The organism is Piezobacter thermophilus (assembly GCF_055386745.1).
On record NZ_AP042380.1, the window covers coordinates 968,193 to 982,360 of the forward strand.

The 14,168-nt window shown below is 64.1% G+C and carries 11 protein-coding genes and 2 pseudogenes; 6 read left to right on the forward strand and 7 right to left on the reverse strand.

The window, feature by feature from the left end; translation table 11 throughout:
* Positions 1-4: 4 nt before the first annotated feature.
* Positions 5-1,210, reverse strand: a complete 1,206-nt coding sequence (locus ACZ5CM_RS04590; protein WP_464637579.1) for an IS256 family transposase — start codon at positions 1,208-1,210, stop codon at positions 5-7.
* A gap of 120 nt (positions 1,211-1,330) precedes the next feature.
* On the opposite strand from ACZ5CM_RS04590, the pseudogene ACZ5CM_RS04595 reads away from it, so the two are divergent.
* Positions 1,331-1,780 (forward strand): annotated as a pseudogene (locus ACZ5CM_RS04595) (integrase core domain-containing protein); the annotation flags it as partial.
* Between the two features lie 188 nt (positions 1,781-1,968).
* Positions 1,969-2,220, forward strand: a pseudogene (locus tag ACZ5CM_RS04600) (transposase); the annotation flags it as partial.
* 126 nt (positions 2,221-2,346) lie between these two features.
* Here ACZ5CM_RS04600 and parE read toward each other — a convergent pair.
* Positions 2,347-4,302, reverse strand: a complete 1,956-nt coding sequence (parE, locus tag ACZ5CM_RS04605; RefSeq protein WP_464641542.1) for a DNA topoisomerase IV subunit B — start codon at positions 4,300-4,302, stop codon at positions 2,347-2,349.
* A 200-nt stretch (positions 4,303-4,502) separates the two neighbouring features.
* Here parE and ACZ5CM_RS04610 point away from each other — a divergent pair, with 200 nt between their 5' ends.
* The 3 genes from ACZ5CM_RS04610 to ACZ5CM_RS04620 all read left to right on the forward strand — a co-directional run bounded on the left by ACZ5CM_RS04610 (position 4,503) and on the right by ACZ5CM_RS04620 (position 8,510).
* Positions 4,503-5,933 (forward strand): pyridoxal phosphate-dependent decarboxylase family protein, encoded by a 1,431-nt coding sequence (locus tag ACZ5CM_RS04610; RefSeq protein ID WP_464641543.1) that lies wholly within the window; start codon positions 4,503-4,505, stop codon positions 5,931-5,933.
* Between the two features lie 279 nt (positions 5,934-6,212).
* Positions 6,213-7,088, forward strand: coding sequence for a polyphosphate kinase 2 (gene ppk2, locus ACZ5CM_RS04615; RefSeq protein WP_464642491.1), 876 nt, complete (start codon positions 6,213-6,215; stop codon positions 7,086-7,088).
* Positions 7,089-7,142: 54 nt separating this feature from the next.
* Positions 7,143-8,510: an MATE family efflux transporter gene (locus tag ACZ5CM_RS04620; RefSeq protein WP_464641544.1), complete on the forward strand. Its 1,368-nt coding sequence runs from the start codon at positions 7,143-7,145 to the stop codon at positions 8,508-8,510.
* Between the two features lie 33 nt (positions 8,511-8,543).
* Here the strand turns inward: ACZ5CM_RS04620 and ACZ5CM_RS04625 are convergent, their stop codons facing one another.
* The 5 genes from ACZ5CM_RS04625 to ACZ5CM_RS04645 form a co-directional block, all read right to left on the reverse strand.
* Positions 8,544-9,122 (reverse strand): acyl-homoserine-lactone synthase, encoded by a 579-nt coding sequence (locus ACZ5CM_RS04625; RefSeq protein WP_464642493.1) that lies wholly within the window; start codon positions 9,120-9,122, stop codon positions 8,544-8,546.
* Positions 9,123-9,526: 404 nt separating this feature from the next.
* A complete protein-coding gene (locus tag ACZ5CM_RS04630; protein ID WP_464641545.1) occupies positions 9,527-10,924 on the reverse strand; it encodes a sensor histidine kinase in 1,398 nt (465 codons plus the stop codon).
* Positions 10,925-11,104: 180 nt separating this feature from the next.
* On the reverse strand, positions 11,105-12,232 hold the full coding sequence (locus tag ACZ5CM_RS04635; RefSeq protein WP_464641546.1) for a response regulator: 1,128 nt from the start codon (positions 12,230-12,232) through the stop codon (positions 11,105-11,107).
* A 350-nt stretch (positions 12,233-12,582) separates the two neighbouring features.
* On the reverse strand, positions 12,583-12,846 hold the full coding sequence (locus ACZ5CM_RS04640) for a DUF6455 family protein (protein WP_464641547.1): 264 nt from the start codon (positions 12,844-12,846) through the stop codon (positions 12,583-12,585).
* Positions 12,847-13,027: 181 nt separating this feature from the next.
* Positions 13,028-13,714 (reverse strand): M48 family metallopeptidase, encoded by a 687-nt coding sequence (locus ACZ5CM_RS04645; RefSeq protein WP_464641548.1) that lies wholly within the window; start codon positions 13,712-13,714, stop codon positions 13,028-13,030.
* A gap of 196 nt (positions 13,715-13,910) precedes the next feature.
* Here ACZ5CM_RS04645 and ACZ5CM_RS04650 point away from each other — a divergent pair, with 196 nt between their 5' ends.
* Complete coding sequence (locus ACZ5CM_RS04650; RefSeq protein WP_464641549.1) at positions 13,911-14,159, forward strand: hypothetical protein; 249 nt, start codon at positions 13,911-13,913, stop codon at positions 14,157-14,159.
* Positions 14,160-14,168: the final 9 nt, after the last annotated feature.

Consider the following 14,168-nt stretch of genomic DNA (forward strand, 5'->3'; position numbering starts at 1 on the left):
ATGATCATGCGGCCTGAGTTGTTATGCTGAGAATGGGGTCGGTCTCCTCGTTGTCGATCTGGGCGAAGGCCTCGACCTGCATGTAGCGGCTTGCGGTCTGCCATTCGTCGTTCTGCTCGAACAGGACGGCGCCGATGAGGCGGGTGATGGAGGCCTCGTTGGGGAAGATCCCGACGACGTCGGCCCTGCGCTTCACCTCCTTGTTCAAACGTTCAATCGGGTTGGTGCTGTGCAGTTTCTTGCGGTGCTGGCGGGGGAAGGCCATGTAGGCCAGCACGTCGTGCTCGCTCTCGTCCATCAGCTCGGCCAGTTTGGGCCAGCGAGAGCGTAGCTGGTCGGCGACGCGGCGCCATGTCTCGCCGGCCTGCTTTCGGTCGGGTTGATCGAAGGCCTGGCGGATGGCGGCGGCGACGACGGTGTGCTGGCCGCGCGAGACGTGGGCCAGGGCGTTGCGCATCCAGTGGACGCGGCAGCGTTGCCAGGTAGCGTCGAAGACCCGCCCGATGGCCGCGCGCAGGCCGCTGTGGGCATCCGAGATGACCAGCTTGCTCCCGTCAAGCCCCCGGGCCTTGAGGCCGCGGAGAAAATCCATCCAGAAGGTTTCTGCCTCCGACGGTCCCAGCCCCAGGCCAATGATTTCACGGCGTCCGTCCGTGTTCGCGGCGACGGCGATTATGGCCGCTACAGAGACAATGCGCCCGCCTTGGCGCACCTTGAGATAGGTGGCATCCAGCCAGACATAGGGCCATTCACCGGTAAGCGGCCGGTTCAGGAATTCGTTGACCCGTTCGTCAATGTCCTTGCACAGCTTCGACACCGTGCTTTTGGAGATGCCGTGCAGGCCCATCGCCTGTGCCAGTTCGTCCACGCGGCGGGTCGAGACGCCACCGATCCATGCCTCCTGGATCACTGCGACCAACGCCTTCTCGGATGTCTTGCGCGGCTCCAGAAAGCCCGGGAAGTAGCTGCCCTGCCGCAGCTTGGGCACCTTGAGGTTCAGCCGGCCCAAACGGGTATCGAGAGCGCGCTCTCGATACCCGTTGCGCCACGTCGTGCGTTCACTGTTGCGCTCATGCTTGCCGGCGCCGATCAGGCCCTCGACATCGGCCTCCATCAGAAGCTGCAGCACGGCCTCAGCAACGGCGCGAAGAAAATCGCCACCGTCCTGCTTGGCCAAAAGTTCGGAAAGGTCCATATTCGTCTTGGTCATCGGGGTCTCCGTGTGGTTCGTGGTTGAAGCTCTGAAACTCCACCGCAACCATACACCTCGATGGCCACCCTGGTTACACCGTCGAAGGTGCAGAAATTACACCACGTGCGCGGACACTAACTTGCCGACACCAGCATCTCGGGCGCGCGTGTGGCGCGCGAGCTTGATGCTCTTGTCCGCCTCCATGGCAAGCCTGAAAGCATTGTTTCTGACAATGGGACCGAGTTCACCAGTCGGGCGATCCTCAAATGGGCGGACGACAATGACGTCGACTGGCATTACATCGATCCTGGCAAGCCTCAGCAAAATGCCTTCATCGAGTCGTTCAATGGCAGCCTGCGTGACGAGCTTCTGAACGAGGAGCTGTTCGATACTCTCGATGACGCCCGCCGAAAACTGGCCCTGTGGCGCTATGATTATAACAACGTCAGGCCCCACTCATCGCTGGGGAACCAGACGCCGGCCCAAGCGCGCCGGACGCTTGAGCGACCCAAAGGCTCCGCGCCCGGCGCGCTTGCCCAAACCGAAACCGCAGATTATGAAAACCAAACCCGCAGACTCTCGTTATGAATGAGGGACCATTGGGGGGCAGGTCATTTCTCCTCATCCGACCAGTGCCGACGCCGTTCAACACCGACAATAACCTCATGACGCATATCCCGCTCCTGCCTGATACGACGTCGTTAATGACGTCAATAACGACGCAGTATAAGATCTGCTCTCGCGGTCAGGCAGGCGGTAGCAATCGGGTGGTTACTGATGCTGACAGCATTCGGGAAAAGATGAATGCGCGTGATGTTCTGACCCAAATTCCCATGCGCAAGTCCCGCAAGATGCGCGTCGGCGTCGATCACTCTCTGTATGCCCTGCGCAATCTTGTCGAGCGGTGTTTCAACAAGCTCAAAAATGCCCGGCGCGTCGCCACACGCTACGACAAGACCGCCGAAAGCTTCCTGGGTTTCATAGACATCACGTCAATCCGACTTTGGGTTCGCCTTTTGTCAACATGACCTAGTTGGATTTTGGTTTTTTCGGTGGAAGACTTCAAGGTCTTTGCGCGTCATTGCGCACAATAATGCGAGGGTCAAATTGGTGCAATTTGAAATTGGCGCCCACCGCCCGCACCATCGATCCGGTCACACGTCCAGCTCTTCCACGAAGCGCGCGTTTTCCTGGATGTACTGGAACCGCAATTCGGGTTTCTTCCCCATCAGCCGCTCGACCAGATCGCCGGTTTCGCCCGGCTCGTCCTCGTCGATGGTCACCCGGATCAGCTTGCGCGTGGCCGGGTTCATCGTGGTCTCCTTCAGATCCTTGGCGTCCATCTCGCCCAGGCCCTTAAACCGGCTCACCTCGATCCGGCCCTTGCCGCCCAGGCCCCTTGCCAGCCATTCGTCGCGTTCGGCCTCGTCAAGGGCATAGACCCGCCTTGCCCCCTGCGTCAGCCGGTAAAGCGGCGGGCAGGCAAGGTAGAGATGCCCGTGGTCGATCAGCGGCCGCATCTGGGTGAAGAAGAACGTCATCAGAAGCGAGGCGATATGCGCCCCGTCCACATCCGCGTCGGTCATGATGATGACCTTTTCATAGCGCAGGTCGTCGATGTCGAACTTCGCGCCCAGCCCCACGCCCAGCGCCTGGGTGAGATCGCGGATTTCCGCGTTGGTGCCCAGCTTGGACGATGCCGCGCCCAGCACGTTGAGGATCTTGCCCCGCAGCGGCAGCAGCGCCTGGGTCTTGCGGTCGCGCGCCATCTTGGCCGAGCCGCCGGCCGAATCGCCCTCGACAATGAAGATTTCGGTGCCTTCGCGCGATTGCGCGGTGCAGTCCACCAGCTTGCCCGGAAGGCGCAGCTTCTTGGTGGCGGATTTGCGGGCGGTTTCCTTCTCGGCCCGGCGGCGCAGCCGTTCCTCGGCCCGCAGCACCAGGAAATCGAGGATCGCGCCGGCCGATTTCGTGTCCGATGCCAGCCAGTGGTCGAAATGGTCACGCACCGCGCCCTCGACCATCTTCGCCGCCGCTTCGGTGGACAGGCGGTCCTTGGTCTGACCGACGAAGGACGGGTCGGCGATGAAGCAGCTGACCAGCGCGCAGCCCCCCGCCATCAGGTCCTCGCGGGTGATCTGCGCCGCCTTGCGGTTGCCGGCCAGATCGCCATAGGACTTGATTCCCTTGAGGATCGCCGCCCAGAAGCCCTGCACATGGGTGCCCCCTTCGGGGGTGGGGACGGTGTTGCAGTAGGATTGCACAAAGCCGTCGCGCGCAGGCGTCCAGTTGATCGCCCATTCCACGTGGCCGGGCTGGCCGAATTTCTCGGTGAATTCCACCCGTCCGGAGAAGGGCGCCTCCGCATAGGTAGAGGCCGCGCCCAGCACCTCTTTCAGGTAGTCGGCCAGTCCGCCGGGGAAATGGAATGTCGCCTCGCGCGGTGTCTCGCCATCGTCGATTTCCGATTTCCAGCGGATCTCGACGCCCGAGAACAGGTAGGCCTTGGACTTGGCCAGGGCGAAGAGGCGCCCGGGTTTGAACCGGTGATGGCCGAAGATCTCGGCGTCGGGGTGGAAGGTGACGGTGGTGCCGCGCCGGTTCGGCGCGCTGCCGATCCGTTGCAGCGGTCCCAGCGGCTTGCCGCGGGAAAAGCGCTGCTCGTGAAGCTCGCGGCCGCGGGCCACCTGCACCACCATCGAATCCGACAGCGCGTTGACCACCGACGATCCCACCCCGTGCAGGCCGCCCGAGGTCTGGTAGGCCTTGCCGGAAAACTTGCCACCCGCATGCAGGGTGCACAGGATCACCTCCAGCGCCGACTTGTCGGGGAATTTCGGGTGCGGATCGATGGGGATGCCGCGGCCGTTGTCGCGGATGGTGACGGCGTGATCGGCGTGCAGCTCGACCTCGATCCGGGTGGCGTGGCCGGCCACGGCCTCGTCCATGGCGTTGTCGAGGATCTCGGCCACCAGGTGGTGCAGCGCGCGTTCGTCGGTGCCGCCGATATACATGCCGGGCCGCTGGCGGACCGGCTCCAGCCCTTCGAGAACCTCGATCGAGGCGGCATTGTAATCGTCCTGGGATTGCGCGAGGAGGTCGTCGGGCATCGGCGTGCTGCTCTGTTGTTGATTGGTTGGCGGCCATTATGGCAGGTCGGCCGGAACGGGAAAAGGGCCGAGTTCCCCGTTCGCCGGGTTGCCGGGCATGGCAAAAGGCGAATTGGCGATTTGTTCGGCCGAAATGACGCCTCGGGCCGTTGACCTTGGCGGCGCTTCGCGCTGGGCTGCGGGGAAAGCGGAGGATTCGCATGACGGACAGGGCCGGCCTCGACCCGGATGACTGGGAGCGCTTCCGGCAGGAAGCGCACGGGCTTCTGGACGCAGCCATCGACCGGATGCGCGATGCGGCTGCCCACCCCTGGCAGCCGGTCCCCGAGGCGGTGCGCCGGGCCTGTGCCATCGGGGCCGGCAAGGGCGGCCTGGCCGAGAGGCTGGTGTCCGAGGTCCTGCCCTATCACGGCGGCAATCCGCATCCGCGGTTCTGGGGCTGGGTTCAGGGTACCGGGCTGGCCAGCGACATGCTGGCTGCGATTGCGGGGGCGGCGATCAATGCCAATGTCGGCGGGCGCGACCACGGCGCGGTTTATCTGGAACGCGCGGTGGTGGACTGGACCCGGCGCCAGATGGGCCTGCCCGAAGGGGCCAGCGGGGTTCTGGTCAGCGGCACCTCTCAGGCCACGGTGATTGCCTTTGCCGCCGCGCGGCTGCGGGCGCTGGGCGCGGAGGTGCGCCGGCGCGGGCAGGCCGGGGCGCCTCTGGTGGCCTATGCCGGCCAGGGCGTGCACAACGCCACGCGCAAGGCGGTGGAGCTTTTGGGAATCGGCTCTGACAACCTGCGGCTGGTGCCGTTGAAAGGGGGGCGGATGGACCCGCAGGCCCTGCGCGCGCAGGTGGCGGCCGACCGTGCGGCGGGGCGCATCCCGTTCCTGGTCGTGGCCACGGCCGGTTCGGTCGATCTGGGGCTGTTCGACGACCTGAACACAGTGGCGGATGTGGCCGCTGATGAAGGGCTGTGGCTGCATGTGGACGGTGCCTTCGGCGCATGGATCCGGCTGGCCGATCCGCCGTGGTGCGACCTGGGCGAGGGGATCGAGAGGGCTGACTCCATCGCGCTGGATTTCCACAAATGGATGTATGTGGGCTATGATTGCGGCCTTGTCCTGATCCGCGACGAATCCGAACACCGCGCCGCCTTTGCCGCCCGCCCGGCCTATCTGAAAGGGGCCGAGCACGGCCTGGCCGGGGGCGAGCCGTGGTATTGCGATTACGGCATCGACCTGTCGCGCGGCAACCGCGCCCTGCGGGTGTGGTGCGCGCTGGAAAGCCTCGGGCGCGAGGTCTTCGGGCGGGCGATCACCGGTAACTGCCGGGCGGCGCTGCGGATGCACGAGGAGGTGCGCGCCCGCCCGGCCATGGCGCCGGGGCCGCGGCCGGTGGCCAATATCTGCGTCTTTTCCGCCCGTGGCGGGCTGGATGGCCGGGCGCAGTCGGCGCTCAATGCCCGGATTGCCCGGATCCTGCAGGAACGCGGAGAGGCGGTGTTCTCGACCACCGATCTGGACGGCGTGACGGTGCTGCGCGCCGCAATCACCAATCACCGCACCACCGAACGGGATGTGGTGGCGGCGGTAGCGGCAGTGGAGGCCGTGGCCACGGAACTGGCCGGCCCGCCGGGCTGAATGTCGGCGCACGCGGGGGGCAGGCGTCGGAGGCTGTCTTGAAAACATTACTGTCAGCCTCTTCTTTTTGACCCGGATCAAGGCGGCGGGCCTTGGAATCGGGTAGAAACGGGCGCGAATGGAAACCCGGCAAGGCCGATCCGTTATCGGAGGAGGAACAACATGCCCGCACCCGCAGCCAGATCCGAAAAGGGGAAGACCCCCGAACCCCGAAAGGCGGGCGCCGCTGGCGCCGGGAAGCCAGGGGGAGACGTGGACGGCGTGGAGGTGCCGGTGGGCATGCAATCGCTTCAACCCACCAGGGAAAGCATCAGGCAGGCATTTGAAAACGGCGTCTATCCGTACCGGAAGAAGCTGTCGCGCCGCGTCTACGAGGAGGAGAAGGCCCGCCTTCAGGCCGAGCTGCTGAAGGTCCAGCACTGGACCCAGGAGACGGGCCAGAAATTCGTTCTGCTGTTCGAGGGCCGCGATGCCGCCGGCAAGGGGGGCACCATCAAGCGGTTCATGGAGCATCTCAATCCCCGCGGGGCGCGGGTGGTGGCACTGAGCAAGCCCACCGACGAAGAGCGCGGCCAGTGGTATTTCCAGCGCTATATCTGCCGCCTGCCCACAAGGGGCGAGATGGTTTTCTACGACCGCTCCTGGTACAACCGCGCCGGGGTGGAGCGGGTGATGGGCTTCTGCACACCCACCGAGTATCTCGAATTCATGCGCCAGACGCCGGAACTTGAGCGGATGCTGGTGCGTTCGGGTATCCGGCTTTACAAGTACTGGTTTTCTGTCACCCGCGACGAACAGCTGCGCCGCTTCAAGTCGCGCGAGACCGATCCGCTCAAGCAGTGGAAGCTGTCCCCGATCGACAAGGCCAGCCTCGACAAGTGGGACGAATATACCGAGGCGAAGGAGGCGATGTTCTTCTATACCGACACGGCGGACGCGCCCTGGACGATCATCAAGTCGAACGACAAGAAGCGCGCCCGTCTCAACTGCATGCGGCACTTCCTGGCTTCGCTGGACTATCCGGGCAAGGACGAGGGGGTGGTGGGCCAGCCCGATCCGCTGATCGTCGGTCAGGCGCATCATGTCATTCACCGGGCGGATCATATCCTGGGCACGGCGCTGCACCCCGATGCGCGGGTCGGTCGGGGGGGCTGAGGCGGCCCGATCCCCCGGCTTGTCCCGGTCTCGATCTGCGTCTAGGCAGGGGCGATGACGACGCGGATGTCATATGTCGCCCATGCAAGGGCGGTCGCCGTTCTCGGCCTGCCGCTCATCGGCGGGAATCTCGCGCAGATGGCCATCGGGCTGACCGATACGGTCATGCTGGGCTGGTACGGAGTCGAGGCGCTGGCTGCGGTCACGCTGGCCAGCAGCTATTTTTTCGTGTTCTTCCTGATGGGTGCGGGTTTCGGCTGGGCGGTGATGCCGCTGGTGGCGGCCGCCGAATCGGCCGACGACCAGACCAGTGTGCGCCGGTCCACCCGGATGGGGTTGTGGCTGTCGGTGGCCTATTCCATGGCGGCCATGCCGCTGTTCTGGTGGGCCGGGCCGATCCTGATCGCCCTGGGGCAGGAACCGGAGGTGGCCGGATTGGCGGCCGCGTATCTGTCGGTGGCCGGGTGGGGGATCTTTCCTGCCCTGCTGGTCATGGTGATGAAATCCTATCTTGCCGCACTGGAACGCACGCAGGTGGTGCTGTGGATCACCATCCTTGCCGCGCTGGTGAATGCGGCGGCGGATTATGCGCTGATCTTCGGCAACTGGGGGGCGCCGCGGCTGGGCGTGACAGGTGCCGCGGTCGCCTCGGTGTTGACGCAGGCGGTCTCTGTGCTGGCGGTCGTCCTCTATGCGGCGCGCGTGCTGCCGCAGCATCGGTTGTTCGAGCGGCTGTGGCGGCCGGACTGGGGGATGATGGCGCGGGTCTTCCGCCTGGGCGTGCCGATCGGACTGACGAACCTGACCGAGGTCAGCCTGTTCACAGCATCGGCGATGATGATGGGCTGGCTTGGCGCGCTGCCCCTGGCGGCACACGGAATTGCCCTGCAACTGGCATCCCTGACCTTCATGGTGCACCTCGGGCTGAGCAGCGTCGCCACGGTGCGGGCCGGCAATGCCTTCGGCCGGGGCGACCGGCAGCACATGAAGCGGGGCGCGGTGGTGGTGATCGCCATGTCGCTGGGCATGGCCGCGATCGCGATGGCGGCTTTCCTGCTGTTTCCCGAGGCGCTGCTGTCGCTGTTCATGGACGCGGACAACCCGAAGCGGAGCGAGATACTGGCGATCGGGACCGGGCTTCTGGCGATGGCGGCGCTGTTTCAGCTGGTGGATGGCGCGCAGGTCATCGCGCTGGGCCTGTTGCGCGGGGTTCAGGACACCACCGTGCCGATGCTGATTGCTGCGCTGGCCTACTGGGGCGTGGGCATTCCGGCTTCGTATGTCCTGGGATTCGTCCTCGGCATGGGTGGCGTCGGCATCTGGCTGGGTCTCGTGCTGGGGCTGGGTTGTGCCGGCGTTCTGCTCATGGCCCGGTTCTGGGGCGGGGCGGTGCACAAGGTGGGTGCGCCGGCCCCGGCCTGACCGGCGCGCCCCGCCAGGCCGGGGGTGCCACAGTCAGATCACGAATTTCTGCGTCACGTTGAACAGGGCGGCCTGGCTGGAGGTGCGGTCGATGGTGAATTTCGGACCTACCGGGACCGCGCCCAGGCCCAGCCGGCGCAGCCAGCGGGCAAACAGCGCCGGCACGATGCCGATCACATGCGTGGCGCCGGCCTCGCGCGCGATGTTGCTCATCTGCTCCATCAGCAGGTTCTGGACGGCGGCCCGGCGACTGGCCGGAACCGCATCGGTGATGAACAGGCGCGAGGCTTCCCAGACGCGGTTTTCCACCGGGGCCTCGAAGAACAGGACGTCGGTGGGAATGCCCTCCAGAAGTCCCCTCTGGGCATCGCGCAGCATGTAGGAATAGATGCCGCATTTCGCCGTGGTGGGCATCATCCGCACGCCGGCCAGGACCTCGCCATATTCGTGGATGATCGCCCAGCGGCACAAGGGGGTGTCGTACTGGTCGAATTCCAGCCCGTCCACATGCGGCACATCCCATTTCAGGCGTTCGATGAATACCTTGTGCCGGGCCTTCAGGTAGTTGACCAGAAGACTGCCGTATTCGTGCATGTTCGTGAACGACAACACGCTCGCACGAAGATGCCCGACGCCTGCGGGCAGTGCCTTCCGGTCGATCCGGATCTGCGAATTTTCATGGGAACTCTTGTTTGCTTTGCGTGAGACCGGCTCGACCCTTTCGGCGGGTTCGAGCTCTGGAAATACGGTCCACGCCGGCATGGCCCCCACCGGCATGCGCGTCTGTTTCATGTCCTGCACTCGTTCGTATTGCTCTTTTGTGCATGAGAAAACCCCACCAATGCCATTGTGTCCACACAATTTTGCCGCATTCCGAGAGCGGGCCGGCAAAAAGACGCCCAATGCGGGTCATTCGGCAACACTGGTGCCGGCAGGTGGTGTGAGTTCGTGCAAGGGAAAACCGGCCGCCGGGGGCCGGCAGCCGGTGAAGCGGGTACGGGAAGGAAGGGTCGGCGCTACTGCGCGGCGACCAGAACCTCGTCGTCGGTGAATTCGGGCGCGTCCGAGTCGATCAGGTCCAGCGTGACGTAGAAGGTCGTGCCGACGCCGAGCTCGCTTTCGTAGTCGATTTCGCCGTTGTGCTGTTCGACGATCTGCTTGGAGATGCTCATGCCCAGCCCGGTGCCGCCCACCTTCCGCTGGTCGGAACTGTCGACCTGGCTGAAGCGTTCGAACACCTTGTTCTTGGAGCCCGGCGGAATACCTTCTCCGTGATCCTCGACGAAGATCCGCACCCGGCCCTCTTCGATCTCGTAGCCCACGATCACCTCGTCGCCTTCATGCGAGAACTTGATGGCGTTGGAGATGATGTTCGCCATGACCTGCATCAGGCGGGATTCGTCGCCCAGAACCTTCGCGTTGCCGCCTTCCGGCAGCGCCGCGCGCAGCGTCACGCCATGGCTGTCGGCATAGCCCTTGTTGCTTTCGACCGCTTCCTTGACCAGCGCCCCGACATCCACCGTATCGAAGGAATAGGTCATCTCGCCGGCCTCGATCTTCTGGAAGTCGAGAATGTCGTTGATCAGGTTCGACAGCCGCGTGGCATTCTTCGAGGCCAGATCGACCAGCGCGGCGACCGACTCGGGCATCTCGCCCACCGCCCCGGATTTCAGCAGATCGAGCGAGCCCTTCACCGAGGTCAGCGGCGTGCGCAGCTCGTGGCTGACGACGGACACGAACTGCGACTTGATTTCATAGGCCGCCATGGTCCGTTCATGTTCGCGCCTGAGTTCTTCCAACTGGCGCAGCCGGTTGCGGTAGAGCTGCAGGAACATGAAGGAGCAGTCGATGATGAAATAGAGGACGAAGACCACCGTGAAGAAATGCAGCCACAGCACCGAGGTGATCGGCGGTGCCACGCGCCAGATGTCCAGGAAGGCGATGAAGAAGAATGCCCCGCTGTAGATGATGAGCCGCAGCACCAGCGCGGGCAGGAACTGGTGGTTGTTCATTGCCGCGAAGAGGGCGGCGGCGAACAGGAAGAAGAGCGGCGTGAAATGGCCGCCAACGCCCTGTTGCAGGGCGATCATGATGACGAAAAGGCTGATCGCGGCAGCGCTTAGGACGGTGTTGACCATGACCCACAGGGCAAATTTGCGCGCCGTGGCCGGATCGCCATCGGTCCACTGGTTGATCCGGCGTGCAAGGATCAGGTCCAGCATCTCGGTGAACAGCACGGCTGCGTAGCAGGCAAAGGATTTTGCCGGATCGAAATAGAAGGCGGTCAGTGTCGTTGCCGCGAAAAAGATCGACTGGCGTTGCCAGATGAGACGGGAAACTCCGCCGATATAGTCCTTCAACTGGCGTTCGAGCAGCTCGTGCTTCAGCCATCCGAACCCAAATGCCCTACCCACGAGTTCCATGGCGGCGCGCTGCTCCCGGTTTGCTTGTCATTGTTTCGTTCTACCTGCCGAGTTGGGAAACACTTGGTCCGCATTCAGGAGATTTTCGGGCAAGGGCGGCGCCGGGTCATTCGTGAACGCGCAAGGAAGACCCCGGCGGGCGACAGCCGGGGCATGTCGCCTGTCCCACGGTCAGATCTTGCGCAGCGACTGGTCCTCGCGAAGAAGCTGCTGCAGAATCACCTCGTAGGAACGGCGCTCCAGATGTGCCTCTTCCGTACTCAATGCCCGGCTCTTGAGCATTCGCTTGGAGATCGAGGCCACCTGTTCCATGTCCTGGTCGCGCAGTTCCACGTTCTCGATGGCGCGGTTGAGCGCGTAGAGCGCGCCCAGCTTGGTCAGGGACCGCATGGGGAAGCTGTCTCCGACCAGGAGCCGCACCTCGGCCGCGATCTTGCGCCGGGCCAGCACGGTGGCCACCATCTGGTTCATCTGGGTTTCCATCCCCGGAATCGGCACGTTCTTCTTCGAATCGCTGATGCACAGGAAGGTGCCGTTGCCCCGGTAGGACATGATGTTGCCCGAACTTCGGGTCAGCTTGGAAAGCGCGAAGGCCGCGTCGTGCAGCAGGTCGCGGAAGTCACCCGAGGTCATGCTTTCATGCAACTGCTTGGCCTGTGCGATCTTGATCGCGGTGGCGTAAGAGGTGAACCGCCGCCCCTTGGACAGCTGCAGCACGTAGTTCTCGAACTGGGCATATCCCAGCATCCGTTCGACCCCTTCGATGCGGATCGGATCCTCGATGCTGAACTGAAGCGTGGTATCGAGCTCCTTCTTGAGCTTGCGGGCCACCTCGATGCTGTCGGTGGCGATGGAATGTTCCTGCACCAGCTTGCGCGCAGTGCTCAGGCGGGTGCGAAGCTCCAGAAAGTCGAACGGCTTGGTCAGGTAGTCGGTCGCGCCCGCCGTGAAGGCGTCGTCCACGTATTTCTTGTCCGACATCGCCGTCAGCATGATGATCGGGGTATGGGTGTATTCCGGCACCTTGCGGATCTCGCGGCAAAGCGTGATGCCGTTCATCTTCGGCATCTGGATATCGAGAAGAAAGCTGTCGAACGGCGGGTGGGTCTTGTCGATCAGCCGCAGCGCATCCTCGGCGCTGGAGGCAATCGACACGTCATAGGTTCCCAGCGCATTGAGCGCCGTCTTCAACAGTTCGAGAATGCTGGCCTCGTCGTCCACGACCAGAATCCTCATCTTCTGCGCCTTGCCCGCGAGCGCACTCTCGGGGCCGGTCGATGTCTGAGCAGGAAACGTCATGATTCAGTCGCCCTCATTCACGAATCTACGGTTAACGAATAATTGCGGATTTCGCCGACAAAGAGGCGATGCCGTGGCCGGGGGGTGACTTGCGCAGGTTGGCCGCATTTTCCCGACAGCCATTGTCGGGATATTTCAAGTTGCTAAAAAACAATGAAAAATATTGCCTTCCCAAGGGTTGCAACCCGACCGGCTGGCATGAAATGTGCCGAAACTGTGCAAGAAAGTGGAGGTTTTGCAGACACCCGCCCGATCCACCGTTTCCAAAGGCGGATCAACGGCGATTGTTTCCATCCGATCCGGCCCGGCCCGGGGCCGTCCGGCTCCGCCAGGCCGGGGAATGCCGTGCCTCAGATCAGGCGGTCAAGAATGTGGGCAACCGCGCAGTGCCGCGGCGCCTTTCCCGGGCGCAAGGCCTGATTGGCCAGCCATGCCTTGCACAGTGGCGCGCAGCCCCCCGCACGACAGCATGCGACGATCTCGGCAAGATCTTCCGGGCTCAGCCGTCCCTGGGCCATACGTTCGGAAAGGTTGATGCCCATGACACGGGCAACCGAACGGCAAAGCCAGAAATGTTCATCCATCTTTCCGAAACCGGTCGTCTGGCCGTCCACCTTTCAGGCCTCCGTCTCGTACCGCCGGCACTGTCGAAGCGCCGACCTGCCTTCCGTGCCTTTCCCTTCGGTTGCGGGCGCAGCCGGCGGCCTTCAACTCCTGCCGCGATCATAGCCGCATCGGATTCCACCACCATTGATGCAGGTCAAGATCGCGCCTCGGACGGGCCGGGTGCGCCGCTCAGCCGCCGCCCCTCAGCCGGCGCGCGGTTTCCATGACCACCTGCTTGCGCAGCTCGTTCGGTGGGTGGGTTCCGAAAAAGCGGTTTCCCGGCTCCGGCAGGCGGTCGAAATAGCCCGCCCCCTTCAGCGGATCGTATCCGGCCCGAACGGTCACGACAGTGCCAAGCTGGTCGGCTTCGAGTTCGTATTCCTTCGAATAGCTGCGCGCTCCGACCTCCGCGCCGATCTGGCGTGCATTTTCCACATCGGTCCGGTCGCCGCCGGTGAGACGGGCCAGGCGGGCGAAAATCTCCGCGCCAAGAGCCGCATCCTCGGCCTGTCGCGTCAGGTGACCGAGAATGTGATGCGCCGCTTCATGTCCCAGCACGAAAGCCATTTCATCCGCGTTGCGCGCATCGGCGATCATGGCGATGGTGAAGATGATGACCGGCCGCCCGGCGGCATCGACGCTCTGGTAGGCGTTCGGCTCGGCCCGCGGGTCGCGATCGACGAGGATCACGAAATGGCAGTTCACCCCGACTGTCAGGCGCCGGCATTCCCGCTCGGCCACGGGTTCCACCCGCGATACCACCTCGACGAAGGCCTCCGCTGCCTGTGCCGGGGTGAGCGGCCCGGATGGCGGCGCCGGGGGCAGGGCGGTACAGGCCCCGGCCACCAGCGCAAGAACCGGCCCTACCGGCCGCATCGCGGGCCATTCCCGGTGGGTGCGGATGCATCGCTGCGCCCCATCTTCCTCTTGCTCCAAATACTCCCGCCGGAGGCCCCGCGCGCGTTCCGGGGCGCACCTGTCGCCCGGTGCGATGCCATGCTAACCCGGCCGGTGCGGCGGGCACAACGATCCCGGCGCTTGCAGACACGTGCTGCGGGCGTCACTGTTGGGCATGTTTACCATTGAACACGGATTTGATTCGACCGAGATCGTCCTCATGGACGAAGGCGCCCCGCCTTTGCAGGAGGACGTCATCATCAACAGTTTCGCCGAATGCGTCACCATCGAACAGTTCGACCCGCATAGCGACTCGGTGCAGAAGATCACGCTTTCGGCCGCGCAACTGCGCGACCTGGCCGCGGCCCTGGACCTGCCCGAAGGCATCTACCAGCTGCGCGAAGTGCCGCCCGGAGACGAGTAGGTCCCGGGC

Coding starts and splice junctions, on each gene's coding strand:
- ppk2 (WP_464642491.1), top strand. CDS start 6,213: ATGCAATCGCTTCAACCCACCAGGGAAAGCATCAGGCAGGCATTTGAA.
- ACZ5CM_RS04635 (WP_464641546.1), bottom strand. CDS start 12,232: ATGACGTTTCCTGCTCAGACATCGACCGGCCCCGAGAGTGCGCTCGCG.
- ACZ5CM_RS04650 (WP_464641549.1), top strand. CDS start 13,911: ATGTTTACCATTGAACACGGATTTGATTCGACCGAGATCGTCCTCATG.
- ACZ5CM_RS04620 (WP_464641544.1), top strand. CDS start 7,143: ATGACGACGCGGATGTCATATGTCGCCCATGCAAGGGCGGTCGCCGTT.
- ACZ5CM_RS04645 (WP_464641548.1), bottom strand. CDS start 13,714: ATGCGGCCGGTAGGGCCGGTTCTTGCGCTGGTGGCCGGGGCCTGTACC.
- parE (WP_464641542.1), bottom strand. CDS start 4,302: ATGCCCGACGACCTCCTCGCGCAATCCCAGGACGATTACAATGCCGCC.
- ACZ5CM_RS04590 (WP_464637579.1), bottom strand. CDS start 1,210: ATGACCAAGACGAATATGGACCTTTCCGAACTTTTGGCCAAGCAGGAC.
- ACZ5CM_RS04610 (WP_464641543.1), top strand. CDS start 4,503: ATGACGGACAGGGCCGGCCTCGACCCGGATGACTGGGAGCGCTTCCGG.